This window comes from Citricoccus sp., assembly GCF_032154715.1.
Classification (GTDB): Bacteria; Actinomycetota; Actinomycetes; order Actinomycetales; family Micrococcaceae; genus Citricoccus.
The window spans coordinates 1-24166 of the sequence record NZ_JALDXU010000049.1; the positions used below are offsets into that span (position 1 = coordinate 1).

Here is a 24166-nt window from a genome sequence, read left to right on the forward strand (position 1 = left end):
GGCGCGCGCCGTCGTCGTGCGCCGGGCCGGGGTGCGTGCCGGTCCCGACGCCGGCCGCGACCTCCTGGGCGACGGCCAACAGGCCCGCGCGGTGTGCCTGAAGGGCGCGTGCCTCGGCCGGGTAACGGTCATGGTGTGCGAGCACCTCGTCGATGGACTGGAGCAGCGGGAGGGCCAGCCGGTCCAGCACGGACCGGGACCCGGCATGGCCGGAACGGACCTCGGCGGCCTGGGCCAGGGCGTCCGCCCGGCGTTGCAGGTCGAGGGTGTCCGCCGCGAATTGCTGGAGATCCGCCTCGAGCTGCTCCGCGGGCCGCGCCGTCAGGGGCGGGGTGGTGCGATCGAGGTCCGCCACCAGGGACTGCTCCGTGCGCGCCAGGTCACGGGTCAGCTCGCGGACCCTCGTCCAGTCGTTCTCCAGCCTCGCGTGCAGGGTCCGGTCCTGCTTCGACGCCGCGGATACTGGACCGAGGTGTGCTCCGGCCACCTCCACCCGCAGTTGCAGGGTCTCCAGCTCGAGGACGGCCCGGGCCAGCCGCAGTTGGGCCTCACCGAATGACCGGTACCTCGCACGCTCGTCACGGCGCCGGCCGATCCAGCGGTACATGACCAGGATGGCGATGAACATCGGCAGTGCGGCCAGGGGGGCCCACAGGAGTGGGGTACGGATGCCGGGGTCGAACTTCAGGTCTGCGGCCGTCAGTGCGGCGCCGACGATCGCGTGGGGTCCGTGGCCGAGTGTCCGATTGTTCACGAAGGTCTCACCGATGGTGGCGGCGGTCGAGTAGTCATCGCCGTAGTCCTCCCCGGCGAAGGCCACGCGGGTGGCGTCAGGCAGCGAGAGGTCCGGGTCTTCGGGATCGTCTCCGATGGAGAGCATGAGGTCGGCATCGCCGGTCTCGCCGTTGCTGTACTCGTCCCACTCCAGTTCGCGCTCGACCACGTGCAGGGTGAACGGCTCGTGGCCCAGCGCGATCCCCTCGGCGGCGGCCTCCACCGATTCCTGGGTGATGCCGTGGGGCAGCCCCTCGTCCACGATGAACGCGATGGGTTCTGTGGGCTGGGCGGTGACCTGCTGGAGGCCGATGGCGCCGAGCACCACGGACACGCCAGCCAGGGACACGGCCAGGACGGGGAAACGTGAAGGGGGCCGCCGGCGCAACGGGCGGCCGGGGGTTCGCGGAGAGGGGCCGGGCACGGGCGACAGTCTAGGGGTTGGGATGGACTGGGCTCGGATGGCATCAGGGCCGTGACCCGTAGGATGCCAGCAGATCGGAGCCCTTTCCTGGGGCCCGCCCCTGACCCGTCCCCTCCCCGAGGAGCCACCCCGTGATCCAGACCCCGGCACCCCGCAGCGACGAGGAGGTCCGTGCCTACCTGCGGTCGCTGGGACTGCCGGGCCTGGTGGACCTGCACGTGCACTTCATGCCGGACGCCGTCCAGGAGAAGGTCTGGGCCTTCTTCGACCGGCAGGGCGAGGACGGTGGACTGCCGTGGCCCATTGCCTACCGCGCAGGGATCGACGAGCGTGTCCGCCGCCTGGACGCGCTGGGCGTCACCGACTACACCACGCTCAACTACGCGCACCGGCCGGGCATGGCCTCCTGGCTCAATGAGTTCTCCACCGCGTTCGCGGCGTCCCATCCGCGCGCCATCCATTCGGCCACGTTCTATCCGGAGACGGGCGGGACATCGGCGGGGCAGCAGGTCGCGGACGCCCTGGAGGCCGGCGCCCGGGCCTTCAAGGTGCACGTCCAGGTCGGCGGGTTCTCCCCACTGGACCCGGCCCTCAAGGAGGCCTGGGCACTCCTGGAACGGGCCCGCACCCCGGTGGTCATCCACTGTGGCAATGGCCCGCACCGGGGCGAGTTCACCGGGATCGGCCCCGTCCGGGCGCTCGCAGACCGCCATCCCGGCCTCGTGCTGGTGATCGCGCACGCCGGCCTGCCCGACTACCGGGCCTTCGCCGATGTGGCCGCCGAGCATCCGAACGTCTACCTCGACACCACCATGGTCGGCACCACCGCGATGGAGCAGCGTGCCCCGATCCCGGCGGGCTACCCGGAGACCATGGCCGCACTGGATGGCAAGGTGGTCTTCGGCTCTGACTTCCCCTCGATCCCCTACCCCTACAGCCAACAGATCGAGGCCCTCGTGCACTGGGGCCTCGGGGACGAGTGGATGCGCCACGTCCTGTGGGACACCCCGCGGCGGCTGCTCGGCTACTGACCGCCCCGGTAGCCGCGCGGCGTCAATCCCAGAACCGTGCGGAAGTCCCGGCTCAGGTGGGCGTGGTCGGCATAACCGAGCTCGGCGGCGATGTCCGCGATCGTGACGTCCGGCTCCTCCCGCAGCCGGACAGCTGCCTCCTGGAGCCGGTAACGGCGGATGATCGCCAGCGGAGCCACGCCGACATGGCTGCGGGCGAGCCGTTGGACCCCGCGGACGGAGACGCCCAGCCGCTCGGCGACCTGCTCCACCCGCACGATCGACCGGTCCGTCGCGATCAGCTCCTCCATCGCGTTGGCGAGCCGGCCGGCGGCGTCCGGCGGGACCATCCGCTCCTCCGCCCATCGGGCGAAGGCCGAGGCGGCCTGACTGCGGCCCGCCGCGCCGTCGTCGTGCTCCAGGGCGGCCTCCACCGAGGCCAGTAGGCCAGGGGCCTCGACGGGTGCCTCGGTGTCCCGGAGCCGTTCCGGCTCCGGATGCCATTGCACGACGCCGGCCGGGCGCAGTAGCGCGCCCACCGCCCAACCGGTGCCCGTCAAGTCGCGAAACGAGGCCCGGGTGGACGGACCCGTGAGGGACACCGTGCCGGGCTGGACGACGAGGTTGGAGGCGGGGAACGGCAGGACCTCCTGCCGTGAGGTCCGGCCCGGGGCGAGGGTCCACTGCGGGATCCAGAACCAGCGCAGGAGCGCCTCGAGTCCGGGTGGGGCCGGGATCCGGTGGAACTCGGGGAGCCGGGTCGGATAGAGGATGCCGCGGGCATCATCCGGCGTGGTCACGGAGGGGCCTCCTCTCGGACTGGGGGCGGCGACGGGAGCGGTGGTGGGGCGGACCCGCAGGTGTCGCGAATCTGCAAGCCCCAGGGCGGAACCCGGGCCTACGGTGAGTCCATGAATGAAGAGGACAAGCCCCGGCTCGGGGTCACTGGAGAGCATACGACTGCCGGCGTGCCGGCGGGATACACGAGCCTGACCCCGTTCCTGGCCGTGGCCGCGGCGAAGGAGGCCATCGAGTTCTACCGCGAGGTCTTCGGCGCCCGCGTCCTGGGCGTCACCGAGATGGGCGGCGTGGTGGTGCATGCCGAGCTGGACTTCGGCCAGGGCCGGCTGCAGCTGGGTGAACCCCAGCCGGACTACGGCCTGGTGCCGGCCCCCGCCGGCGACGAGGACTGCTACTCGATGGGGCTGTACTGCGCGGACGTGGATGGACTGGTGGATCGTGCGGAGCGGGCGGGGGCGACGGTCCGTGAGCCGCTGAGCACTTTCGTCTCCGGTGACCGCTTCGCCTCCATCCGGGACCCCTTCGGCGTCCGGTGGTCGCTGATGTCCCGCGTGGAGGACCTGACCGAGGCGGAGAGTGGACGGCGGGTCGCCGAGTGGGCGGCCGCGCAGGGCTGACGCCGGAGCGCTCGGGACGGAACGCCGGGCTCCGGACCCCGGAACCGGGCATCTGGCTAGTCCGAGCGGGGGACGGTGGGCAGGTCCCGGACGGCCGGGCCTTCCAGCAGGGCACCGTCGGCACTGAACCGGGATCCGTGCAGCGGGCAGTCCCAAGAACACTCCGCATCGTTCCACCGCAGGACTCCGCCCAGGTGCGGGCACACCGCCGAGACCTTTCGGGTGGTGCCGTCCACGGTGGACACCCCCACGGGAGTGGCACTCTGACGTCCGACGATCCCCTCACCCTCTGCCGGGGGGTCCTTCGGCAGAGGATGCAGTTCCGCCGAGGCCCAGCCGGTGGTCAACTCCCTGCTGACACCGAGGGTGTCCTTCAACCCGGTGAGCAGGTCGGACGGGGTGGTGAGGCGCCGGCCGAGGGTGGCCGCCCAGGGGATCTGGCCGCCGAGCATCTCGGCGGTGATGGCCAGTGCCGCCGCGACGGCGTTGGTCATACCCCACTTGTGATACCCGGTGGCCAGGTAGATCCCGCCGCCCCCGCGCGGCAACGTGCCGATGAACGGGATGAGGTTGGCCGAGCGGTAGTCCTGGGCGGACCAGGAGTGGGTGCGCTGGGCGCCGGGGAAGTGTTCCGCGGTCCAGGCCTCGAGGTCGTCCACCGCGGCCTGCGGTGAGTCCTGGCGGCCGACCACGTGGCCGTTGCCGCCGACCAGCAGCAGCTCATCATCGCCGAGCGGCGCGGTGCGCAGGGACCGGGAGGGGGCGTCGGCGCTGAGATACATCCCCTGCGGCATGCCTTCCGGTGATCCGGGGAGGCGGTAGGCCTGGGCATAGGACCGCTGGGGCAGGAGCTTGGCGAAGTAACCGCCGCGGTCCAGGACCGGCGCCCCCGTGGCGAGCACGAGGTGATCGGCCTGCACGTCCCCGTGGGTGGTCTCCACGGTGAGGGGGGAGCCGATTCCCGCCCCGGTGATGCGGACACCCTGGATCAGGGTCCCGCCGCGCTCGTGCAGCTCGGTGGCCAGGGTGTCCAGGACCTCCATCGGATGGATCTGAGCTTGGTCCTCGAGCGTGATCGCGCCGGACACGGGGAACGGCAACTCGGTCTCGTCCGTCCACGTGACGGACAAGCCGGCGGTCTCGGCGGCCCGCTTTTCTTGCCGCAGGGAATCGCCTCCCTTGGGGCTGGTGGCGTAGGTGTAGGCCTGGCGCCTCTGAACGGGGACGCCGCGATCATCCAGGTAGCGCAGCAGCCACGACTGGCCTTCGCGGTTGCCCTCCACGTAGGCCCGCAGGACCTGGTCCGACTGGTGCCGGCTGATCTGGGAGAGGGTGGTGCCCTGCAGCAGGGACAGCTTGGCCGTGGTGTTGCCGGTCGCCGCCGCCCCCACCGTGCGGGCCTCCAGCACGGCGACCTGCTGGCCCGCACGGGCCAACAGCACCGCCGTGGTCAGGCCGGTCAGGCCGGCACCGGCCACCACCGTGTCATAGTCGGCCCCGGGGACGAACTCGTCCGTCCCGGCGGCGGTTACGGGGTGGGTGTCCAGCCATAGTGAATGCACGCTGCTCGCCTCTCTGCTCCGGTTCTCCGTACGCTGCGGCGACGCGTCCGTGTGGCCGCGGACGGCCGACGCCACGGTGCCAGCATGCCCGCACCGGGCCGGCCTTGGCGAGGGCCACCGTGCGGCCGCGCCGTGGCCCGCACACCGCGATCCGCGAAGCCCGCCTACGCGAGCAGGTCGGCGAACCGCCCCACGGCCTCGAGCCCGGTGACCTCGCCGGACAACAGGGGCAGCTCCACCAGGGGAACCTGCGGCAGCCCGTCCGCGAGCACCCGCAGGTGCCCGCCCTCGGCCTCATGCCGGCGAGCCAGGAACTCGCCGGCGTCCAGGGGAGAACGCCGGTTCACCACCAGTGCCGCCGGGTCCACCCCGGTGGCCCGCAGTTGCCCGTGCAGGGCCAGGGTCTCCTGCACGGGCATGCGCTCGGCGGTCAGCACCATGACGAAGGCCGTGGCAGCGGCGTCGGTCAGCAGGCGCCGCATGTCTCCGAAGAGCCGTTGACGCCGCTCCAGGACCCGGCGGATCTCACCATCGCGCACCTCCTGGGCGCTGCGTCCACGCCCGCCGCGGCGCTGGCCGTCCAGGCCTCGCAGGGCGTCCGAGAACCGCTCGGTCCTCTGCCGACGGCTCAGCAACCCTTCCGTCCACGCGGACATGAGGGTGGGTAGTTCCAGCAGTCGGGCGGTGTGGCCGGTGGGTGCGGTGTCCAGGACCACTACGTCGAACCGCTCCGACGCCTCCAGCACCGTGGTGGACATCTTCTCCAGCAGGGCCGCCTCCTGGGTACCCGGCGACTGCCGTGCCAGCTCGAAGTAGCGGTCCACCTCCCGATGGAGGTGTTCGGGCATCAACCCCTTGACGGTGCCAGCCACCGCGTCCAGGTGCTCCCGTGCCACGCGACCCGGGTCCAGTTCCGTGCCTACCACCCGTCCGGTCCCCACGCCCTTCCACAGTGCCACCTCGGTGTCACCAACGGGCCGCTCCCAGAGGTGGCCGAGGTTGTGCGCCGGGTCGGTGGAGACCACCAGGACCCGCTGACCGGCCCGCGCCAGGGCGAGGGCGGTGGCCGAGGACAGGGTGGTCTTGCCGACGCCCCCCTTGCCGCCGAAGAAGACCACCCGGCGGCCGCGGAGAATCTCCGTCAGCGTCATGATCCCGCTCTCTTCCGTGGTGGGCGGCCCAGCCCGCCGTGGCCGCGGCTCAGCAACAGGAGAGGGAATCGAGGGGGGACCGCTCCATCCCCATGCGGCGGTGCCACTCGTGGAAGCGGTCATACACCACCGGAAGCAGCTCGACCGTGTAGTAGGAGGCCGGGTTCGGCACGCCCAGCGCGTCCGAGAACACCATCATCATGAACAGGTCCTCCTCGTCCCGCTGGGCCCGCGCGAACGTCGACCGGTAGGGGCCCGCATAGTAGTCCTGCAGGCCGCGCCCGACGCCGGCCAGTCGCCGGCGCCAGCCCCGCGCCCTGGCCTCGGTCACAGTTTCGAGCTGGAGGGGTCCAGGGCGTCGTCCTCGGCTTCGGCGAACTCCACCTGCGGATCACGGCGGGCACGGTTCATCGCCGCCACGGCCTCGACGATGACCCAGAGGGCGCAGATCAGGATGATCACGTCCAACACGAGCAGCAGCCAGTTCTGCGTGCTGAAGAACGTGCCGAGCTGGATGATCAGCGCGTACACACTGACGATCGCCACGAAGACCAGCGGGATGAGCACCGGCCACACCGGGCGGCGCAGCTGGATGAGCATGACCGCGATGATGGCCAGTGTCAGGGCGGCCAGCAGCTGGTTGGTGGTGCCGAACAGCGGCCAGATGACCATGCCGCCGGAGCCGTCCGCGCCGGCGCTGAACGTCAGGCCCAGGGCCACCGCGAGCACGATCAGCGTGGAGACCCAGATATTCAGCTTGACGCCCATAATCTCGCCGATCTCGGTGACCACGAACCGCTGCAGGCGCACGCCGGTGTCCATGGTCGTGGCCGCAAAGAGCACCGCCATGGTGGCCAGGATGGTGGTGGACAGTGACGTGGGGATGCCCAACCCGGCATTGAGGATGCCGCCGCCGGCGTTCACGAAGGCCTCCACCCCGCCGTCGTTGAAGGCCGCGTAGACCTCTTCCCACTGGGCCAGGGTCTGGAAGCCGGCGGTCGTGGCGATGATGGTGCCCAGGGCCAGTAGTCCCTCGCCGACGGCACCGAAGTAGCCGACGAAGCGCGCGTCGGTCTCCTTGTCCAGCTGTTTGGCACTGGTGCCGGAGGCAACGATTCCGTGGAATCCGGAGATCGCGCCGCAGGCGATGGTCACGAACAGCAGCGGGAAGATCCCGGGCGTCCCCTCCGGGACGTTCTGGTTGAAGGCGGGTGCCACCACGGTGGGAGAGGAGATGGCGATGGCCAGGTAGAGGATCCCGAGGCCGATGAACAGCTGCAGGCCGTTGATGTAGTCGCGCGGTTGCAGCAGCATCCACACCGGAAGCAGGGAGGCCACCCCGGCGTAGAGGAACAGCACCACGATCCAGAACGCGTTGGCGCTCAGGCCGAGGATGGTCTCCGGCAGCACGATGGGGAACATGTCACCCAAGATCATCAGGCCGTAGAGGGCCACCACTCCGACGATCGAGACGGCCGGCAGGTTCCACTTCAGCCGGTAGATCGCCTGGCCGATCAGCAGAGCCACCACGATCGCCCCCCACGTGGGGATCACCGACGTGGGGGTGGAGACGAGCAGGTTGGAGATCACCACGGCGAAGGCCGCGTTGACCATCAGCAGCAGCAGGAAGATGACGATCAAGAACAGGTTGCGCCCGTGGCGGCCGATGTACCGGCCGGACAAGGTGCCCATGGACTGCGCCTTGTTGCGGTTCGAGGCCCACATCGCCCCAAGGTCGTGCATGCCCGCGAAGAAGACGGTCCCGATCGTGACCCACAGGAAGGCCGGGGCCCAGCCCCAGATCACGGCGACGGCGGGCCCGACGATGGGTGCGGCGCCAGCGACGGAGGTGAAGTGGTGGCCCCAGAGCACGAGCTTGTTGGTCGGGACGTAGTCCACCCCGTCCTCGAAGCGGTGCGCGGGGGTGGTGTACTCCGGGTCCAGCCGGTACACCTTCTTGGAGAGGTACTTTGAGTAGAGGAAATAGCCGAGCAGGATCATGGTGATCCCGACCACGGCGAGCACAAGGGAATTCATAGTGACCTCATCTGCGGTGTCGGTGCGAATGACAGGGTGCGTTGCCGCACATCCTGCCATCAGGACCCACCCGCACGGAACCGTCCGGGCCATGTCGGGCGAGACCAACCCCTTACCCGACGTCAGAAGGGCCCCTCATGACCGATTCCACGCCGATCACCGCACGAGAGACCATCCAGCAATGGCTGGACCACCCGGCCGGCGGGCCCGTGCTGCGCGAACTCCTCAAACAGTCGGGGTCCGACCCGGCGGCTTTGGGACCGGCGCTGAGCCTGCCGTTGCAGCAGTTGGTGGCCCTGAGCCAGGGTCAGCTGACGCAGGAGTCCGTCGACGCCATGGTGCTCCAGGCCAACGGCGGCGTCATGCCGGACACTGGTGACACCGGTGCGCCGCAAGCTGGCTCGGACCGCTTCCTCGGCCAGACGGTCGTGGTGACCGGGGCGGCCAGCGGCATCGGCCGCGCCACCGCCGAACGGATTCTCCGGGAGGGTGGCCGGGTCATCGCGGCCGACATCTCGGCGGAGCGGCTGGAGGAGTTCCTCGGCGCCGCCGCCACGGACCGGCTGGTCACCGTCACCGCGGATCTGACGAAGGCCGAGTCGGTGGACGCCGTACTGGACGCCGCGGGCGAGTCGATCGACGCCCTGGCGAACGTGGCGGGCATCAACGACGACTTCTCCGCCATCCACGAGGTCAGTGACGAGATGTGGGCGAAGGTCTTCGCCGTGAACGTGGACGGGCTGGTCCGCCTGACCCGGGCCGTCACCGAACGGATGCTCCGGGGGCGGCGGGGATCCATCGTCCACGTCACCTCCGAGGCGGGGCTGCGCGGGTCGGCCTCCGGGGTCGCCTACACGGCCTCCAAGCACGCCGTCGTCGGCATCACCAAGTCGATGGCCTTCATGTACGCCAAGGAGGGCATCCGCACCAATGCCGTGGCACCGGGCGGGGTGGCCACCGGAATCCCGATGCAGGCGAAGATCGCCGAGTTCGGCAACGCCAAGCTCACCGAGGCGCGCGGGAACATCCCCGGGCTCGGCACCGCAGACCAGCTGGCCGCGGCCATCACCTTCCTGCTCTCGGCGGACAGCGCCAACATCAACGGCGCCGTCCTCACCTCCGACGGCGGCTGGTCAGCCGTCTGACCGCACCAGGGCCGCGGACGGCGTCCGGACGGCCACGCTTGTCATGCGAACTTCCGGTGTGTTGTGCCCGTGGAGGCGTCAACACACCGGAAGTTCGCATGACGGACGGTGGGGCGATCAACAGGGATCAACAGGATGGACGCCGGGGGCACCGCGATGGGCCAGGGCCGGGATATCTCACGTCGCCGGCTGCTCCGGGTCGCTCACGTGCCCCGTTGCTCCGGGTCGGTCACGTCCGCGAGTGTCGCGCCGAGTACCTCGACCAGGCGGTCGGCGTCGACCGTCACGGCCGCACCCGGGGCTCCCGCGCCGATGGAGACCTGCACCCCCGAGAGGGCGACGTCGGCGATGACGGGCCAGGCCGTCGTCGCGCCGAAGGGCGTGATGGAACCGCGCGGGTACCCGGTGACCTCCAGGGCCTCGGCCGCAGAGGGCATGGACAGGCGGTTCACCCCCAACAGGGCCCGCAGCTTGGGCCACGAGATGCTGCGACCGCCTGGCACGAGGACGAACAGGAAGTCGTTCTCGCCGCGGCGCACCACCAGCGACTTGATCAGCCGCCCCGGGTCGACGCCGCGGGCCGCGGCGGCCTCGGCCAGGGAGGAGACCGGGCCGTGCTGCGTCAAGGTGTACTCGAGGCCCGCATCGATGATGGCCGGAAGGCCCACAGGGTGGTCAGAATCAGGCTGGTCGGATTCAGGCTGGCTGGAGTGGCGCGGGTGGTTCACGGCGCCAGCGTAGCGGTTCGCTGAGCGGGTGGCCCGGCGCCTGCGTCAAGCCGGGACTGATCGGGTCCGGCGGCCGGCGATGAGGACATCGAGGCTGAAGCGGCCCGGAGCGGGCTGGCTCAGGCGCGGTCGGTGATCTCGGTGGCTCCGGCGCGCTCGGCGCAGTGCGCGCAGCAGTACATGGTGCCGGAGACCTCGGCGCCGTGCCCGAGGATGCGGCAGCCGCAGTGGGCGCACACCGGTGCCATGGTGTGGATGGCGCATTCAAAGCTGTCGAAGGTGCCCTGCCGTTCACCCATGGTGATGGTGAACGCCTTGTCGTAGTCGTTGCCGCAGGTGTCGCAGACGGCCCTGATGTCCCCTTTCATCGGGTGGAGTCGGGTGGAGATGTGCGGTCCGTTCAGCGTAGGAGCGCCCGACGCCGGCCGTACAGGTCTCCAGACCGGTGCGGTCCGGCGTGGGTGGGCAGAGGCCGGCGTCCTGTTCCGGTCCGGTTTGCCAGACTCAAGCCCGCCCGACTGACGCCCACCCGGATTCGCCCGGCGCGAAGGAATGCTCGGATGGGCTCGGAATGGGTTGGCAGCGCCTCGCCAGTCCGACAGGGTGGGGGTATGGCTACATACACGACGACGAATCCGACCACCGGAGCGATCGAACGAGAGTTCCCGAACCTGGATGAGGCCGGAGTGCAGGACGTCCTGCATCGCTCCGATGCCGCCTTCCCTGGCTGGCGTTCGACCGCGGTCCGGGAGCGTGCCGACATCCTGACGAGGGTGGCCGACGCCTACGCGGACCGCAAGGAGGAACTGGGCCGGCTCATCGCCACCGAGATGGGCAAGCCGCTGCGTGAGGCCATCGGGGAGGCCGAACTGGCCGGTGAGATCTACCGCTGGTACGCGGAGCACGGGCCGGAGCTGCTGGAGCCGGAGGCCCTGGACCCGCAGGGCGCCGAGGAATCACTGGTCACCACGGAGCCGGTCGGGCCGCTCGTGGGCGTGATGCCGTGGAACTACCCCTACTACCAGGTGGCCCGGTTCGCCGCGCCGAACCTGATGGCGGGGAACACGGTCATCCTGAAGCATGCCGAGATCTGTGCCGCCTCCGCCCAGGTCATGGGGGAGATCCTCCATGCCGCCGGCGTGCCCGAGGATGCGTACATCAACGTGTACGCCGGACACGAGCAGATCGCGACGATGATCGCCGACCCCCGGGTCCACGGAGTGTCCCTGACGGGCAGCGAGCGGGCCGGCGCCGCGGTGGCGGAGACGGCCGGGAAGAATCTCAAGAAGGCCGTGCTGGAGCTCGGAGGATCGGACGCCTTCATCATGCTCGAGGATGCCGATGTGGAGCGGGTGGCGCGGACCGCCGCCAAAGCCCGGCTCTCCAATGCCGGTCAGGCGTGCAACTCACCCAAGCGGATGATCGTGCTGAACTCCCAGTTCGAGGATTTCGTGGCCGCCGTGACCTCGGTCTTCTCCGAGGCGACCATCGGGGACCCCCTGGAAAAGGGCGTCCGGGTCGGCCCACTCTCCTCGGTCAAGGCACGGGATACCGTGGTGGACCAGGTCAAGCGGGCCGTGGAGCAGGGCGCCACCCTGCACACCGGCGGTGACGCCCTCGAGGGGGACGGGGCCTTCATGCGCCCGGCGGTGCTGACCGGGATCACCCCGGAGATGGACGCCTACTCCGAGGAGATCTTCGGCCCGGTGGCCATGGTCTACGGCGTCGACTCCGAGGAAGAGGCCGTCCAGCTGGCCAATGACGTGGGCTTCGGGCTCAGCGGATCGGTGTGGGGCAACGACGTCGGCCGGGCCCAGGCGGTCGCCGACCGGTTGGCCGTGGGCATGGCCTACGTCAACGAGCACGGCACCACCCTGCCCGGCCTGCCTTTCGGCGGCGTGAAGCGCTCCGGCTTCGGCCGCGAGCTCGGGCGCTGGGGCATGGGCGAGTTCGTCAACACCCGGTTGCGGCGCACGGCGAAGGCCTGATCCGCGGGCACGGTGATTTGTAACTGTACCGACCGGTCGGTACAGTTACGGGGTGACTCAGAAGCAGTTGAACCCGGTTGAACACAGCGGTGCCGGTCCGGCCGGTCTTCCTCCAGAGGAGACCACGCCGGCCCGGCGCTGGCTGTTCCTCGTCGTCATCTCCTTGGGCCTGTTGATGATCGGGTTGGACAACTCGATCCTGTACACGGCCTTGCCCCGGTTGCGCGAACAGCTCCCGGCCACGGAGTCCCAGGGGCTGTGGATCGTCAATGCCTACTCCCTGATGATGGCGGGCCTGCTTCTGGGCACCGGCACGCTGGGGGACAGGATCGGTCATCGCCGGATGTTCCTGATCGGGCTGATCGTGTTCGGGGTGGCCTCGCTCGGCGCTGCTTTCGCGCCGACGGCCTGGTTTTTGGTGGCCGCTCGCGCCCTGCTCGGCGTCGGCGCTGCGGTGATGATGCCCTCCACCCTGGCCTTGATCCGGGTGACGTTCACCAACGAGCGCGAACGCAGCGCAGCCATCGGCGTGTGGGGATCGATCGCCGTGGCCGGCGCTGCGGCGGGGCCCGTGGTCGGTGGGCTGCTGCTGGAGTTCTTCTGGTGGGGCTCGGTGTTTCTCATCAACGTGCCCATCGTGGTCATCGCCGTGATCGCCACCGTGGTGGTGGCCCCGGCCAACCGGCCGAATCCAGCCAAGCGCTGGGATGCGGTGTCCTCTCTGTACGCCCTGTTCGCCTTATCCGGGCTGGTCATGGCGATCAAGGAACTGGCCAACCCCCACCGCGAGGGATGGCTGCTCGCCGCAGCGGTCGTCGTCGGCGCGCTGGGCGCGGTCTCCTTCGGCCGCCGTCAACGCCGCATCGAGGAACCCCTGCTGGTCTGGGAGATCTTCCGGTCGCGGATCTTCAGTGGCGGAGTCATCGCTGCCGCCGGCGCCATGGTCGTGATGATCGGCGTGGAGTTGATGACGAGCCAGCGGTTCCAGCTCGTCGCGGATTTCAGTCCGCTGCAGGCGGGCCTGGTCGTGGCGACCATCACGGTCAACTCCGTGCCGATGTCCATCCTCTCCGGCGCGTTCCTGCATCGCATGGGCTTCGCCGGGTTGATCTGCGGGGGCTTCGTGGCCATGGCGATCGGCGCCGGCCTGGCGTTCTGGGGAGGCCACCAGGGCCTGTTCCCGCTCTTCATCGCCGGCCTCGTGTTGATCGGGGCCGGGACCGGGGCCATCATCTCGGCGTCCACCACGGCCATCATCGACTCTGCTCCGGCCCACCGAGCCGGCATGGCGGCCGGCGTCGAGGAAGTCTCGTTCGAGTTCGGCATCCTGCTGTCGGTGACCATCGTGGGCAGCCTGTTGCCGGTGCTGTACCTGCTGAATGCGCCGGCATCTGTGCCTGATGATCCGATGGCGGGATTGGCCCACCCGGAGCTCGGGGCGGCGGCGGGGGTGGCCTACGATCAGGCGTACCTGACCATCCTGCTGGCCATGGCCGTCTTCGCCTGCGCGATGGCCCTGCTGTCCGCATGGAGTTTCCGCGGCAATCCGAAGGGAGCCACCAGTGAGAACCAGTAAACGCGAGCAGATCCTCGCCGTCGCAGTCGGCCTCATCGAGGAACGCGGGGTCGAGGCGGTCACCTTCGAGAATCTGGCGGACGCCTCGGGACTCTCGAAGTCGGGGCTGATCTACCACTTCCCCTCCCGGCACGAACTGCTGTTGGGCATCCACACCCATATGGCCGAGGCCTGGGAGGAAGAACTCATCGAGGCCGCCGGAGGCCCGGCCGAGGACGTCAGCAAAGCGGCCCGACTGCGCGCGGTGGTCGTCACGATGGGCAGCAACGCTCCCAGGGCTGAGCTGCTGATGGCCCTGGACGCCGGAACCCACCCCGATTTCTCCGCTCCCTGGACGCGAGTGGATCAGGCCTGGCTACCCACTCCCGAGCAGGCGATGGACTCTCCCCAGGCGCAGGCGGCCTACCTCGTGCTGCTGATGGCCGATGGACTGTGGATGCACGATCACCTGCATGGACGGCACCTGCCGGAACAGGTCCGTGCGGCACTCATCGAGTCCGTCCTGGCGCAGATTCCCTGACAGCTACGGCGACCGGTGGCGGACCGCCCGCGCCGACATGACCGAGGAGCCGAGGGCCTGGACCCTGGACCGTAGTTCCCGATCGGCCGTGGCCACCACCACAGGGCGGGCGGGGGCTGCGGCCTGGAGCCGCCGGACGGTGTCCACGATCGCGTCGTCCCCCTCGCCTGCCGCGTCCACCACCTGGACGCCGTCGGCGGAGTCGAGGCCGCGGGCCTGTCCCTCGGTGACCAGGATGATGTCCGGACGCACGCGCGGGCCGTCCGGGCCGGCGTCGGGCCAAACCAGGCCTTCCTGCGCCAGGGCGGCCAAATGGTCACGAAGCATCAGCGTGGCACCCAGTCGATCGGACCACCAGCCATCCGGGCGTGAGCCGACCACGTTGGCGGCGTCGACCACGAGGACCGGGGGCGGTGAGGTGGTCGGCTGGGCACGTTCCATGGAGTCGATTCTCTCGTGGTGGGCAGCTGTTTCCCAGTTCAACCCGTGGGTAGGCTCGGGACCAGACCGCCATGCCGGTCCTTCAGGGGCCGGCGGCTGTGCACCGGCGCGCCCAGCGCCACCACCGTCGAACAAGGGAGTGTCATGAGTTTTCTGGATCCGTCAGTGTGGGGTGGGAAGGTCTATACCGAGGGCTGGACGGAGGGATCGGCTGGATCGGTCGAGGTTCTGGAGCCGGCCACCGGTGAGGTGCTGGGCCAGGCCGGCATGGCCTCGGCCGACGACGTCTTCGCGGCGGCCACCCGGGCCGCGAAGGCCCAGAAACAGTGGGCGGCGAAGCGTCCGGAGGAGCGGGCGGCCGTGCTGCGCCGGGCCGGCCAGGTCTTCGAGGACCACGTGAACGAGCTGAACACCTGGATCCAGCGGGAGACCGGAGCCATTGCCGGCAAGGCCGCGATGGAGACCCACGTGGCCGCCAACGAGTGCTTCGACTCCGCCGCGCTGCCCCACCACCCCGCCGGGGAGGTGCTCACCTCGGATGAGCCCCACTGGTCCTTTGCGCGCCGGGTGCCGGCCGGTGTGGTGGCCGTGATCTCACCCTTCAACTTTCCGCTGATCCTCTCGATCCGTTCGGTGGCCCCGGCTCTGGCGCTGGGCAACGCGGTGATCCTGAAGCCGGATCCGCGCACCCCGGTCTCCGGCGGCGTCATGATCATGCGGGCCTTCGAGGAGGCCGGGCTGCCGGCCGGTGTGCTGCAGCTGCTGCCCGGTGGGGCGGAGACCGGCGCGGCGCTCACCGAGGCGCCGGAGGTCCGGATCGTGTCCTTCACCGGCTCGACGGCGGCCGGCCGGAAGGTTGGCGAGGCCTGCGGGCGGAACCTGAAGCGGGCCCACCTGGAGTTGGGTGGCAACAACGCCCTCGTGGTGCTGCCGGGCGCTGATGTGGCTGCCGCCGCATCCGCCGGGGCCTTCGGGGCCTTCATGCATCAGGGGCAGGTCTGCATGACCAGCGGCCGCCACCTGGTGCACGAGTCGATCAAGGACGAGTACATCGCCGCCCTGCGGGAGAAGGCCGAGCATCTGCCCGTCGGCGACCCCACCGGCCAGGTGGCCCTGGGGCCGGTCATCGACGAGCGGCAGCGGGACAACATCGACCGGATCGTCCGTGGTGCCAAGGATGCCGGGGCGACGATCGAGGCCGGGGGCACCTACGAGAACCTGTTCTACGCCCCGACCGTGATCTCCGGCATCGGGCGGGACAATCCGGCCTGGGCCGAGGAGATCTTCGGGCCGGTGGCCCCGGTGATGTCCTTCTCCACGGTGGAGGACGCCGCGGAGATCATCAACGCCAACGAGTACGGCCTCTCGCTCGGCATCCTCGGTGACGTGGGCCAGGCGATGAAGCTGGCCGACCTCGTGGACGCCGGCAAGGTCCACATCAACGAGCAGACCGTGGCCGACGAGTCCAACGCCCCCATGGGCGGGGTCAAGGCCTCCGGCACCGGGGCCCGGTTCGGCGGCTACACCGCGAACATCGAGGCCTTCACCGAGGTGCAGTGGGTGACGATGCGCCCGGACATTGCCCCCTACCCCTTCTAAGGCTCAGCCAACCCCTCACTTTGAGGGCAGGGAATAGTACTCTCTTCTGCCCGCAAAGCTGGCGGGTCCGCAGCTCACCTGTACGGCGACGGACGGCGGCCTCACACGAGGAGTGTGGGGCCGCCGTCGCCGTGCACGCGGTCGTGCAGGCGTTCCATCCGCCGGTCGAGGTCCAGGGCAGACTGGGCCGCCTCCTTCAGTTCACCCGCGACGTCGGCCGGCACCTCGCCGTCGTACTTGTACTTGATCTTGTGGTCCAGGGACGCCCAGAAGTCCATGGCGATGGTGCGGAACTGGATCTCCACCGGGATCCGGACCATCCCGGTGGAGAGGTACACCGGGACGCGGACCGTGGCATGCAGGGACGTGTACCCGTTGGTCTTCGGATGGGCGATGTAGTCCTTCACCTGCACCAACTCCACGTCCGGTCGGTCCGTGAACAGCTCGAAGAGCCGGTAGACGTCCCGCCGGAAACTGCAGGTGACACGGGTCCCGGCGATGTCCGTGATCTCCTGCCGCCACACGTCCAGGTCCAGTGGCAGTCCGCGGCGTTTGGCCTTGGCGACCAGTGAATCCAGGGACTTCATGCGGGTGGCGAGGTGCTCGATCGGGTTGTAGTCATGCAGGTGCAGGAATTCGTCTTGCAGGATCCGCAGCTTCGTCTCCACCTCGCGCATGGCGAAGTCGTATTCGAGGGTCAGCTGCTGGAATTCGCCGCCGATCGCCGAGAGGCGCTGCGCGAGATCCGGGGACAAGGCGGCCAGATCGAGGGCGGTGTCCGGCCCGCCTGGCCCGCGCCGTTCGAGATCGGTGGTGTGCGCCGGTCGTCGCGGGGAATCATCCATGGGTCGATTGTCGCTCCGTGGCCTGTCAGGAGGCCGGGGTGAGGCTGGACACCGGCTGTGACGGGATTCGTGATGCGCTCTGCAGCCGGCTGACCCGCCTCACGGAGAGGTCCCGCGAGGTGAGCAGTTCCGGAGAGGACAACGCCGTCCCGCCGGACCTACCGTGAAGGCACGCAGCGAGAACCTGCACCCACCGGTCTGTCCCACTGAAGGGGATTGCGATGACCACCACCGACCTCTCCCACTACGATCCGGCCCCGGCCACACCCCGCGTGGTGGACCTGCCGACCTGGCAGGCCGAACTCGACTCGCTGCGCCGGCGCGAGAAGGCCGCCACCCGGGAACTGGACGCCATCGCCGAGCAACGCCGCCAGCTACCGATGGTCAAGATGCCCGACTACACGCTGGAAGGGGCCTTCGGGCCGATCCGGCTCGTGGACCTCTTCGGCGGCAAGCACCAGCTGATCGTCTACAGCCACATGTGGCACGACGGCGCCGAGTACCAGTGCGGCGGCTGCACCTTCTTCTCCTCACAGTTCCCCCGGCTGGAGTTCCTGGAGAACTATGACGCGCGCTTCGTGGTCGTCACCCAGGGCCCGATCGGCGAGGCTCTGGCCTACCGCAGTCGGGTCGGGAACCGGATGAGCTGGTACTCCACGGCGGACAGCACCTTCGGGGCCGATGTGGGCGCCCCACCTCATGCCGGATACGCCTTCAACGTGTTCCTGCGGGACGGCGAGGACGTCTACCGGACGTGGCACACCGACGGACGCGGCCTCGAGACCGTGTCCCACGTCTTCGGGCTGATGGATGTCCTGCCCTACGGCCGGCAGGAGTCCTGGCAGCAGTCCCCGGAGGGTTGGCCGGGCGGGGAGGCGTGCCACGGCTGGCCCGAGCCCCAGGACGTGGCCGGCTGGTACGGGGTGGACTAACCGTCCATCATGCGAAAATCCGGTGTGTCGGCACGCTTTCGTGGGGGACATGCCGAAAGTTCGGATGATGGGTCTACTGAGGCCGCTCGGGTGCGAGCAGGCAGAACTCGTTGCCGGAGGGGTCGGCCCACGTGGACCACGGCCATTCCGGGTTGTCAACGAGCAACCGCGCTCCCGCCGCCCGGAGTCGGTCGGTGATGGCGCCGTCGTCGGGCCCGGGGCGCACATCCACGTGGAGCCGGTTCTTCCCGCGCTTCGGACCGGATTCAGGGAGGAACTGCAGGAGAGGGCCGGTGCCGGAGGGATGGCGCAGGGAGGACGGTGCCTCGCCGTTCTCCCGGGCCCAGCCGGTGGCCACGGCCCAGAAGTCTGCGTCCCGCTGGGGATCGGCACTCTCCAGGGCCAAGGCGTCGATCGGGCCGCTGTCCCGGTACGCCGGCCGCTCGTCCATCACGCAGAAGGCGTTGCCCTCCGGGTCCGCCAACACCACCCAGGCAACATCTCCCTGACCGATGTCCGCCGGGCTGGCGCCCAGACCGATCAGTCGTTCGACGACCTCCCGTTGCTGTTGGCCGTTCCCACCGGTCAGATCCGGGTGCAGCCGGGACGTGACCGGTGAGGGGTCCGCGACGTGCTCGAAGCACAGGTCGAGGAAGCGGCCCCCGGACAGGGGAAGCCGGACCTCCACCCCGGCCTCGTTGTCCGTGAGGGGCTCCGCTCCCAGGGCGGCCGCCCAGAAGTCCGCCAGCCGGCGCGGGTCACGAGCATCGATGTTCAGGTTCTCCAGACGCATCTCACCGGTGTATCAAGGCCGTCTCCGGCGCGGCAAGGGCCTGACGCCACGGTGGGCCTCGGCACGGCGTGATGCGCAGGGCACCGGGCGGCGAACTCTGGAGCCGGGGCCCGAGCGGGGCTTAACCTCGGCTCGGGCGCGCACGTCCGAAGTGCATCATCACGTGCACCATGCCGCCCGGATCAGGGGATGGAGCACGATGAAATACATGCTGATCATGCGGGCCACCGACGCCGCGGTGGAGGCCTCCAAGAGCATGCCGATGGAGGAGATGCTCAACCAGATGGGTGCCTACAACGAGGAGCTCATGGGCGCCGGAGTGATGGTGGGCGGGGAGGGGCTGGCCTATCCGGAGGACCGGGCGAACTTCGTGCTCGACTTCGCCCAGGACCCGCCGGCCGTCTCGGACGCCCCCTACGGAGAGACCGAAGCCCTCTTCAACGGGTTCTGGATGATCGAGGTGCCCACCCGGGAGGACGCGGTGAACTGGGCCAGCAAGTGCCCGCTGGGGCCGGGGTCCAAGCTGGAGGTCCGGCGCGTGCAGACGGAGGAGGACTTCGCCGACTTCGCGGACAACGAGTACATCCAGAAGGAGGCGGGCTGGCGCGAGGAACTGCATCGCGCGTCGGGCGAGACACCATAGGCCCCGAGGACACCCATGGCGGAATTCACAGACCGGTACGACGCCGGCCGGCAGTTGGCCGAGCACCTCGCCTCCCGCGGGTGGCCGGGCGAGGGGCGGGCCGGCGTCGGGCCCCCGGTGGTCCTGGGCCTGCCGCGCGGCGGGGTACCGGTGGCCGAGGTGGTCGCCCGGGAACTGGGCGCGCCCCTGGATGTGATCATGGTGCGCAAGCTCGGAGTGCCCGCCCACCCGGAACTCGCGATGGGGGCCATTGGCGAGCAGGGCGCCCGGGTGCTGGACGCCTCCATCGTGCGGCACTACGCCGTCACGGCGGAGCAGGTCGCCGAGGTGGAACGGCGTGAGCGGGAGACCCTGCAGCGCCGCGGGGCGTTGTTCCGGGCAGGCCGGGCGCCGCTGGACCTCCACGGGGCCTCAGCCGTGATCGTGGATGACGGGATGGCCACGGGCGCCACGGCCCGGGTGGCCTGCAGCGTGGCCCGGCACCTCGGCGCCGCCCACGTGGTGCTGGCCGTGCCGGTGGCCGCCCGGGACACGGTTAGCCGGATCCGGGAGGAGGGTGAGGCCGACGAGGTGCTCGTAGTGGCCACGCCGCGGTTCTTCCGGTCGGTGGGCGAGCACTACGCGGACTTCGCCGCCGTGCAGGATGAACGCGTGGTGGCGATCCTCCAGCAGCCCTGATCCGCGCAGCAGCCGAGCCGCTCCAGCCGCGTGCGACATCCGGCAGGATCGGAGACGCGCGGGGCAGGCCGCGCCCCTAGCGTGGAAGCACCATTCGAACCGGGAGGGCCCATGCGCATTGTCATCACGCAGAACACCACCCTGGACGGGAGGATCGAGATGCTGGACGACTGGTTCGATCCGTCCAACCAGGACGAGGACCTGGCCGAGGAGCTGATGCGGCAGACCGAGCGCGAGGACGTCCTGCTCCTGGGCCGCCAGACTTTCGAGGACTTCCGGGGCTTCTGGCCGCTGCAGACCGGGGACACCACCGGAGTCGCCGACAGCCTCGACCGGACGGACAAACGGGTCGTCTCCTCCACCCTGACCGATCCGGGGTGGCAGAACACCACCGTGATCTCCGGTGACCCCCTGAAAGCGGTGCTCGAGATGCGCGCGGCACCGGGCCGGGACGTCATCATCACCGGCAGCATCCAGCTGTGCCACGCCCTCATCCGGGCCGGACTGGTGGACCTCTACCGGATGTTCACCCATCCCGCCTGGCAGGGCCGGGGCCGTGGCTTCTTCCCGGACGGATACTCCGTGCCGCAGCTGCGGCGCACCGAGACCCGGGCCTTCGCCGGCGGCGTGGTCTACGCGGCCTACGAGCCGCTCGCCGGCCTCGGCTCCGAACAGGACTACTGAGGCCATGGGACAGCTGGGCTACTTCTCCATCGGATCCCTGGACGGGTTCATCGCTGACCCGTCCGGGGACTTCTCCTGGGCCGAGCCGGACGAGGAGGTCCACCAGTACGCCAACGACCAACTGCTGGGGGTGGATCTCCACCTCTACGGCCGGCGGACCTACGACCTGATGACCGTCTGGGAGACCGACCCCTCCTTCGCCGCCGCGAACCGGCTGTACGCGGAGTTCGCCGAGCGGTGGGTCGACGCGGACAAGATCGTCTACTCATCGACGCTGGAGGAGCCCGTCACCCGGAGGACGCGACTGGAGCGGACCTTCGACCCGGACGCGGTCCGCGCCCTGAAGGACTCCACGCCCGGTGACCTGATGATCGCCGGGCCCACCCTGGCCGCCCACGCCCTGCGCGCCGGGCTCGTCGAAGTGGTGGACCAGGTGCTGCTGCCGATCGTCATCGGCGGCGGACTGCCCATGTACCCGCCGGGCCTGCGGCTGCACCTCGAGTTGTTGGACGAGCGCCGCTTCGCCGGCGGGGCCGTGGTGGTACGGCATCGGGTTGTCCGTCCGGCCCCTCCGAGCTGAGTCGCACGAATGACCCCTGATGCGCTGGAATCGGGGGCAATTCCTGCGACGTGGATGTGGGGATCACAGGAAGTTGACCAGGGCCACGAACGTCAGCGTGCCCAGGCCGATGCTGAGCAGGGTCCTGCGCCCGCACCACAGGTGCACCGCCGCAGTGACCGCCACCGCCACGACCGCCTTGACCGCGGTGGCCCAGTCCACGCTGGCCGTACTGACGAAGGTAGAGGCGGCCAGGATGCCGAGGATCCCCACCGGCATCCACAGGCCCATGGCCATGACGAGCCGGGACTTCCGCAGGGGCCTCAGGACGGCGAATGGCAGGGCCCGCAAAGACAGCGTGATGGCGAACGCGATGGCCAGGGCTCCGGCCACGTACCAGGGGTCGAGCTCAACCATGGTCAGGAGCCCCCTTCCGGGTGAGCAGGAACCGGACCGCCAGGGCGGCCACGAACAACAGCATCCCCACGAACAGGGCTGAGTCCGGTGCCAACAGCAGGGCCCCACCGAAGCAGGCTAGGGCCATCACGAGGGAGGGGATCTCCTTCCGGGAACGGCAGGCGTCCAGCGTCAGGGTGACGAACAAGGCGCAGAGGGCGAACTCCAGCCCCTCGACCGGCCCGGGGAGTGCCGAGGCGAACAAGACCCCGACCAGACCGCCGCTGACCCAGTAGGTCTGGAAGGCGATCTGGGTGGCGAGCAGCCGCCAGCCGTTCCAGCCCCGCGGGTTCACGGCGGTGATGGCATAGGCCTCGTCGATCAGCGCATAGACGGAGTACGCCCGCGCCAGGGGGTTCTTCACCACGTGCAGTGGGAAGGAGAACGCATAGAACACGTGGCGGAAGTTCACCAGCACGGTGGTCAGCGCGATGGTGGCCAAAGGCGTCGCCGCCGCGATGAGTCCGATCAGCAGCAGTTCCACCGACCCCGCGAAGACGGCGATGGACAGGGCCGGGGCCATCCACCAGGGCAACCCGTACTGGATCACCAGCAGTCCGAATGCGATGCCGATCGGGAACATCCCCAGCCCTGCCGGGAGGGACAATCTGATGCCGAACGCGATCTCCGCGCGCCGGTTCACCGGCCGGCTGGCCACCTCACTGCTCATGCCTTCTATGATCCCCCGTTACTGGTGCACTCTGGTGGTACGTGACATCTTGGCTCAAGGATCCGACAGCAGGTTTCCGGAGCGGCGTGAGGTGTGTAAGCGGGTATACGCGGCCCACTCTGGAGGAACTGATGGGGCAACAGACCAAGGACAAGAGCGTCATTGGGAACCTGCAGGACGTCCGGTGACCAGCGCGCTGGCCGCTGCTGGGTGGGGACTGTTCGCCGGGGCCGCCCTGGTTATCGGCGCCGCGATCGCCTGGTTCATCCCGGTCTCGGCCAAGGTCGTGGGTTCCGTGATGGCGTTCGGCTCGGGTGTGTTGATTTCCGCGGTGGCCTTCGAATTGTTCGACGAAGCAGCGCACACTGGTGGGTTGTGGCCAGCCGTGGTCGGCTTCGCCATCGGTGCGGTGGTGTACATGCTCGCCAACCTGGCCCTGGCCCACTTCGGCGCCCGGCACCGCAAGCGCTCCCAGCGCCAACAGCCCTCGAAAGAGGATCAGGGCGGTAGCGGGCTGGCCATCGCGGTCGGAGCCCTTTTGGACGGAGTACCCGAATCCGTGGTCCTGGGCGTCAGCCTGCTCAGCGGTGGCGGGGTCAGCGCTGCGGTTGTAGCAGCCGTGTTCATCTCCAACCTCCCCGAAGGCCTCTCCAGTGCTGCCGGGATGAAAAAGGCCGGCCGCGGCCCTGGATACGTGTTCGGAGTCTGGGGCAGCATCGCGATCATCAGCGCCCTGTCCGCAGCCGCTGGCTACCTGCTGCTCGGCGCGGCCTCGCCCGCGGTGATCGCCGCCATCACCGCCATCGCGGGCGGTGCGATCCTCACTATGATCGCCGACACCATGATCCCCGAGGCCTTCGAGATCACCCACGCCTGGACCGGCTTGATCACCTCTGCCGGCTTCCTCCTGGCCGCCGCCATCAGTTGGCTCGGCGGCTGAGCCAGGACGGGCCCGTGTCCTTCATACTGCCCACCGCGGCCGTGGTGATGGTGGTCTGGCTCGCGCTGAACGGCCGCGAATCTTGCGGCTCTGGGGTCAGGAACCCGCCGGGTACGGCTCCGCCCGCAGCAGCCGCGCCAGGTGCGCCGCGTTGCGCGCTGCCCCGGCCGTGGTGGAGGCCACGTTCTCGGGCACCTGGTCGAGGTCCTGGTAGTCGACCGCCTGCATGGCCTCCCCGACCCAGTAGGTGCCGGCCTGGGCGGGGATGCTGAACCCGATGTCACTGAGTGCCTGGGTCATGTCGGCGATCGTCTTGTGGGCGCCGTCCTCATTGCCGACCACGGCCACGATCGCCGTCTTGTCGTACATGATCGGCCGGCCCTGGTCGTCGGTTTCGGACAGGTCGGCGTCGAGCCGTTCGATCACCCGCTGGGCGATACTGCACGGGTGGCCCATCCAGATGGGCGTGGCGAGGACGAGGATGTCCGCGTCCAGGACCTGCTGATGCAGCGCGGGCCAGGCGTCGCCGGGGCCCATGTCCACCTGGACCCCGGGTTTCACGTCATGGTCCACCACCCGGACGGAGGAGGTGG

27 protein-coding genes are annotated in these 24166 nt (G+C 69.7%); 13 read left to right on the forward strand and 14 right to left on the reverse strand.

Annotated features, from left to right (window positions below; all coding sequences use genetic code 11):
• The coding region (locus tag RUH65_RS09535) for a hypothetical protein (RefSeq protein ID WP_313817153.1) at nucleotides 1-1198 on the reverse strand (1198 nt) is incomplete at its 3' end.
• A 131-nt stretch (nucleotides 1199-1329) separates the two neighbouring features.
• On the opposite strand from RUH65_RS09535, the gene RUH65_RS09540 reads away from it, so the two are divergent.
• A complete protein-coding gene (locus RUH65_RS09540) occupies nucleotides 1330-2229 on the forward strand; it encodes an amidohydrolase family protein (protein ID WP_313817154.1) in 900 nt (299 codons plus the stop codon).
• Here RUH65_RS09540 and RUH65_RS09545 read toward each other — a convergent pair.
• A complete protein-coding gene (locus tag RUH65_RS09545) occupies nucleotides 2223-3008 on the reverse strand; it encodes a helix-turn-helix domain-containing protein (protein WP_313817156.1) in 786 nt (261 codons plus the stop codon). The genes RUH65_RS09540 and RUH65_RS09545 overlap by 7 nt on opposite strands.
• A 111-nt stretch (nucleotides 3009-3119) precedes the next feature.
• Here RUH65_RS09545 and RUH65_RS09550 point away from each other — a divergent pair, with 111 nt between their 5' ends.
• The gene (locus RUH65_RS09550) at nucleotides 3120-3626 is read left to right on the forward strand and encodes a VOC family protein (protein ID WP_313817158.1); all 507 of its coding nucleotides are present in this window, start codon (nucleotides 3120-3122) and stop codon (nucleotides 3624-3626) included.
• Between the two features lie 56 nt (nucleotides 3627-3682).
• Here RUH65_RS09550 and RUH65_RS09555 read toward each other — a convergent pair whose 3' ends face one another.
• From RUH65_RS09555 to RUH65_RS09570, 4 genes are all read right to left on the reverse strand, one after another.
• Nucleotides 3683-5188: an FAD-dependent oxidoreductase gene (locus tag RUH65_RS09555; RefSeq protein ID WP_313817159.1), complete on the reverse strand. Its 1506-nt coding sequence runs from the start codon at nucleotides 5186-5188 to the stop codon at nucleotides 3683-3685.
• A 164-nt stretch (nucleotides 5189-5352) separates the two neighbouring features.
• Complete coding sequence (locus RUH65_RS09560) at nucleotides 5353-6339, reverse strand: ArsA family ATPase (RefSeq protein WP_313817160.1); 987 nt, start codon at nucleotides 6337-6339, stop codon at nucleotides 5353-5355.
• Between the two features lie 49 nt (nucleotides 6340-6388).
• Nucleotides 6389-6670, reverse strand: a complete 282-nt coding sequence (locus RUH65_RS09565) for a cory-CC-star protein (protein WP_313817161.1) — start codon at nucleotides 6668-6670, stop codon at nucleotides 6389-6391.
• Nucleotides 6667-8376: a carbon starvation protein A gene (locus tag RUH65_RS09570; RefSeq protein ID WP_313817162.1), complete on the reverse strand. Its 1710-nt coding sequence runs from the start codon at nucleotides 8374-8376 to the stop codon at nucleotides 6667-6669. The genes RUH65_RS09565 and RUH65_RS09570 overlap by 4 nt, the downstream gene beginning before the upstream one ends.
• Before the next feature lie 137 nt (nucleotides 8377-8513).
• Here RUH65_RS09570 and RUH65_RS09575 point away from each other — a divergent pair, with 137 nt between their 5' ends.
• Nucleotides 8514-9521 carry an SDR family oxidoreductase gene (locus RUH65_RS09575; RefSeq protein ID WP_313817163.1) on the forward strand — a complete coding sequence of 336 codons (1008 nt, stop codon included), beginning with the start codon at nucleotides 8514-8516 and terminating at the stop codon, nucleotides 9519-9521.
• A 203-nt stretch (nucleotides 9522-9724) separates the two neighbouring features.
• On the opposite strand, the gene RUH65_RS09580 is transcribed toward RUH65_RS09575, so the two are convergent.
• Together RUH65_RS09580 and RUH65_RS09585 are read right to left on the reverse strand one after the other, a co-directional pair.
• Entirely contained in the window at nucleotides 9725-10189 is a 465-nt protein-coding gene (locus RUH65_RS09580; RefSeq protein WP_313817184.1) for a YbaK/EbsC family protein, read from the reverse strand.
• Nucleotides 10190-10368: 179 nt separating this feature from the next.
• Nucleotides 10369-10617 carry a hypothetical protein gene (locus RUH65_RS09585; protein ID WP_313817164.1) on the reverse strand — a complete coding sequence of 83 codons (249 nt, stop codon included), beginning with the start codon at nucleotides 10615-10617 and terminating at the stop codon, nucleotides 10369-10371.
• A 243-nt stretch (nucleotides 10618-10860) separates the two neighbouring features.
• Here RUH65_RS09585 and RUH65_RS09590 point away from each other — a divergent pair, with 243 nt between their 5' ends.
• The 3 genes from RUH65_RS09590 to RUH65_RS09600 all read left to right on the forward strand — a co-directional run bounded on the left by RUH65_RS09590 (nucleotide 10861) and on the right by RUH65_RS09600 (nucleotide 14333).
• Nucleotides 10861-12237 carry an NAD-dependent succinate-semialdehyde dehydrogenase gene (locus RUH65_RS09590; RefSeq protein WP_313817166.1) on the forward strand — a complete coding sequence of 459 codons (1377 nt, stop codon included), beginning with the start codon at nucleotides 10861-10863 and terminating at the stop codon, nucleotides 12235-12237.
• Between the two features lie 172 nt (nucleotides 12238-12409).
• Nucleotides 12410-13813, forward strand: a complete 1404-nt coding sequence (locus tag RUH65_RS09595) for an MFS transporter (protein WP_396179961.1) — start codon at nucleotides 12410-12412, stop codon at nucleotides 13811-13813.
• On the forward strand, nucleotides 13800-14333 hold the full coding sequence (locus RUH65_RS09600; protein ID WP_313817168.1) for a TetR/AcrR family transcriptional regulator: 534 nt from the start codon (nucleotides 13800-13802) through the stop codon (nucleotides 14331-14333). Before RUH65_RS09595 ends, RUH65_RS09600 begins: the two co-directional genes overlap by 14 nt.
• Nucleotides 14334-14336: 3 nt before the next feature.
• Here RUH65_RS09600 and RUH65_RS09605 read toward each other — a convergent pair whose 3' ends face one another.
• Nucleotides 14337-14774 (reverse strand): hypothetical protein, encoded by a 438-nt coding sequence (locus RUH65_RS09605; protein WP_313817169.1) that lies wholly within the window; start codon nucleotides 14772-14774, stop codon nucleotides 14337-14339.
• 144 nt (nucleotides 14775-14918) lie between these two features.
• Here RUH65_RS09605 and RUH65_RS09610 point away from each other — a divergent pair, with 144 nt between their 5' ends.
• Nucleotides 14919-16373 (forward strand): aldehyde dehydrogenase family protein, encoded by a 1455-nt coding sequence (locus RUH65_RS09610; RefSeq protein ID WP_313817170.1) that lies wholly within the window; start codon nucleotides 14919-14921, stop codon nucleotides 16371-16373.
• A 101-nt stretch (nucleotides 16374-16474) separates the two neighbouring features.
• On the opposite strand, the gene RUH65_RS09615 is transcribed toward RUH65_RS09610, so the two are convergent.
• On the reverse strand, nucleotides 16475-17218 hold the full coding sequence (locus RUH65_RS09615; protein WP_313817171.1) for a GTP pyrophosphokinase family protein: 744 nt from the start codon (nucleotides 17216-17218) through the stop codon (nucleotides 16475-16477).
• A gap of 221 nt (nucleotides 17219-17439) precedes the next feature.
• Between RUH65_RS09615 and RUH65_RS09620 the strand changes: the two genes are divergently transcribed.
• Entirely contained in the window at nucleotides 17440-18150 is a 711-nt protein-coding gene (locus RUH65_RS09620) for a DUF899 family protein (RefSeq protein WP_313817172.1), read from the forward strand.
• 73 nt (nucleotides 18151-18223) lie between these two features.
• On the opposite strand, the gene RUH65_RS09625 is transcribed toward RUH65_RS09620, so the two are convergent.
• Nucleotides 18224-18943, reverse strand: coding sequence for a VOC family protein (locus tag RUH65_RS09625; RefSeq protein WP_313817173.1), 720 nt, complete (start codon nucleotides 18941-18943; stop codon nucleotides 18224-18226).
• 199 nt (nucleotides 18944-19142) lie between these two features.
• Between RUH65_RS09625 and RUH65_RS09630 the strand changes: the two genes are divergently transcribed.
• From RUH65_RS09630 to RUH65_RS09645, 4 genes are all read left to right on the forward strand, one after another.
• Nucleotides 19143-19586 carry a YciI family protein gene (locus RUH65_RS09630; protein ID WP_313817174.1) on the forward strand — a complete coding sequence of 148 codons (444 nt, stop codon included), beginning with the start codon at nucleotides 19143-19145 and terminating at the stop codon, nucleotides 19584-19586.
• Between the two features lie 15 nt (nucleotides 19587-19601).
• Complete coding sequence (locus RUH65_RS09635) at nucleotides 19602-20264, forward strand: phosphoribosyltransferase family protein (RefSeq protein WP_313817176.1); 663 nt, start codon at nucleotides 19602-19604, stop codon at nucleotides 20262-20264.
• A 111-nt stretch (nucleotides 20265-20375) separates the two neighbouring features.
• A complete protein-coding gene (locus RUH65_RS09640) occupies nucleotides 20376-20948 on the forward strand; it encodes a dihydrofolate reductase family protein (RefSeq protein ID WP_313817178.1) in 573 nt (190 codons plus the stop codon).
• 4 nt (nucleotides 20949-20952) lie between these two features.
• Entirely contained in the window at nucleotides 20953-21528 is a 576-nt protein-coding gene (locus RUH65_RS09645; protein WP_313817179.1) for a dihydrofolate reductase family protein, read from the forward strand.
• Between the two features lie 63 nt (nucleotides 21529-21591).
• On the opposite strand, the gene RUH65_RS09650 is transcribed toward RUH65_RS09645, so the two are convergent.
• Nucleotides 21592-21924 carry an AzlD domain-containing protein gene (locus RUH65_RS09650; RefSeq protein WP_313817180.1) on the reverse strand — a complete coding sequence of 111 codons (333 nt, stop codon included), beginning with the start codon at nucleotides 21922-21924 and terminating at the stop codon, nucleotides 21592-21594.
• The gene (locus RUH65_RS09655; protein ID WP_313817181.1) at nucleotides 21917-22633 is read right to left on the reverse strand and encodes an AzlC family ABC transporter permease; all 717 of its coding nucleotides are present in this window, start codon (nucleotides 22631-22633) and stop codon (nucleotides 21917-21919) included. Before RUH65_RS09655 ends, RUH65_RS09650 begins: the two co-directional genes overlap by 8 nt.
• Before the next feature lie 184 nt (nucleotides 22634-22817).
• Between RUH65_RS09655 and RUH65_RS09660 the strand changes: the two genes are divergently transcribed.
• Nucleotides 22818-23573, forward strand: a complete 756-nt coding sequence (locus RUH65_RS09660; protein ID WP_313817183.1) for a ZIP family zinc transporter — start codon at nucleotides 22818-22820, stop codon at nucleotides 23571-23573.
• A 96-nt stretch (nucleotides 23574-23669) separates the two neighbouring features.
• Here the strand turns inward: RUH65_RS09660 and RUH65_RS09665 are convergent, their stop codons facing one another.
• The gene (locus RUH65_RS09665) at nucleotides 23670-24149 is read right to left on the reverse strand and encodes an NAD(P)H-dependent oxidoreductase (RefSeq protein ID WP_313817185.1); all 480 of its coding nucleotides are present in this window, start codon (nucleotides 24147-24149) and stop codon (nucleotides 23670-23672) included.
• Nucleotides 24150-24166 lie beyond the last annotated feature (17 nt).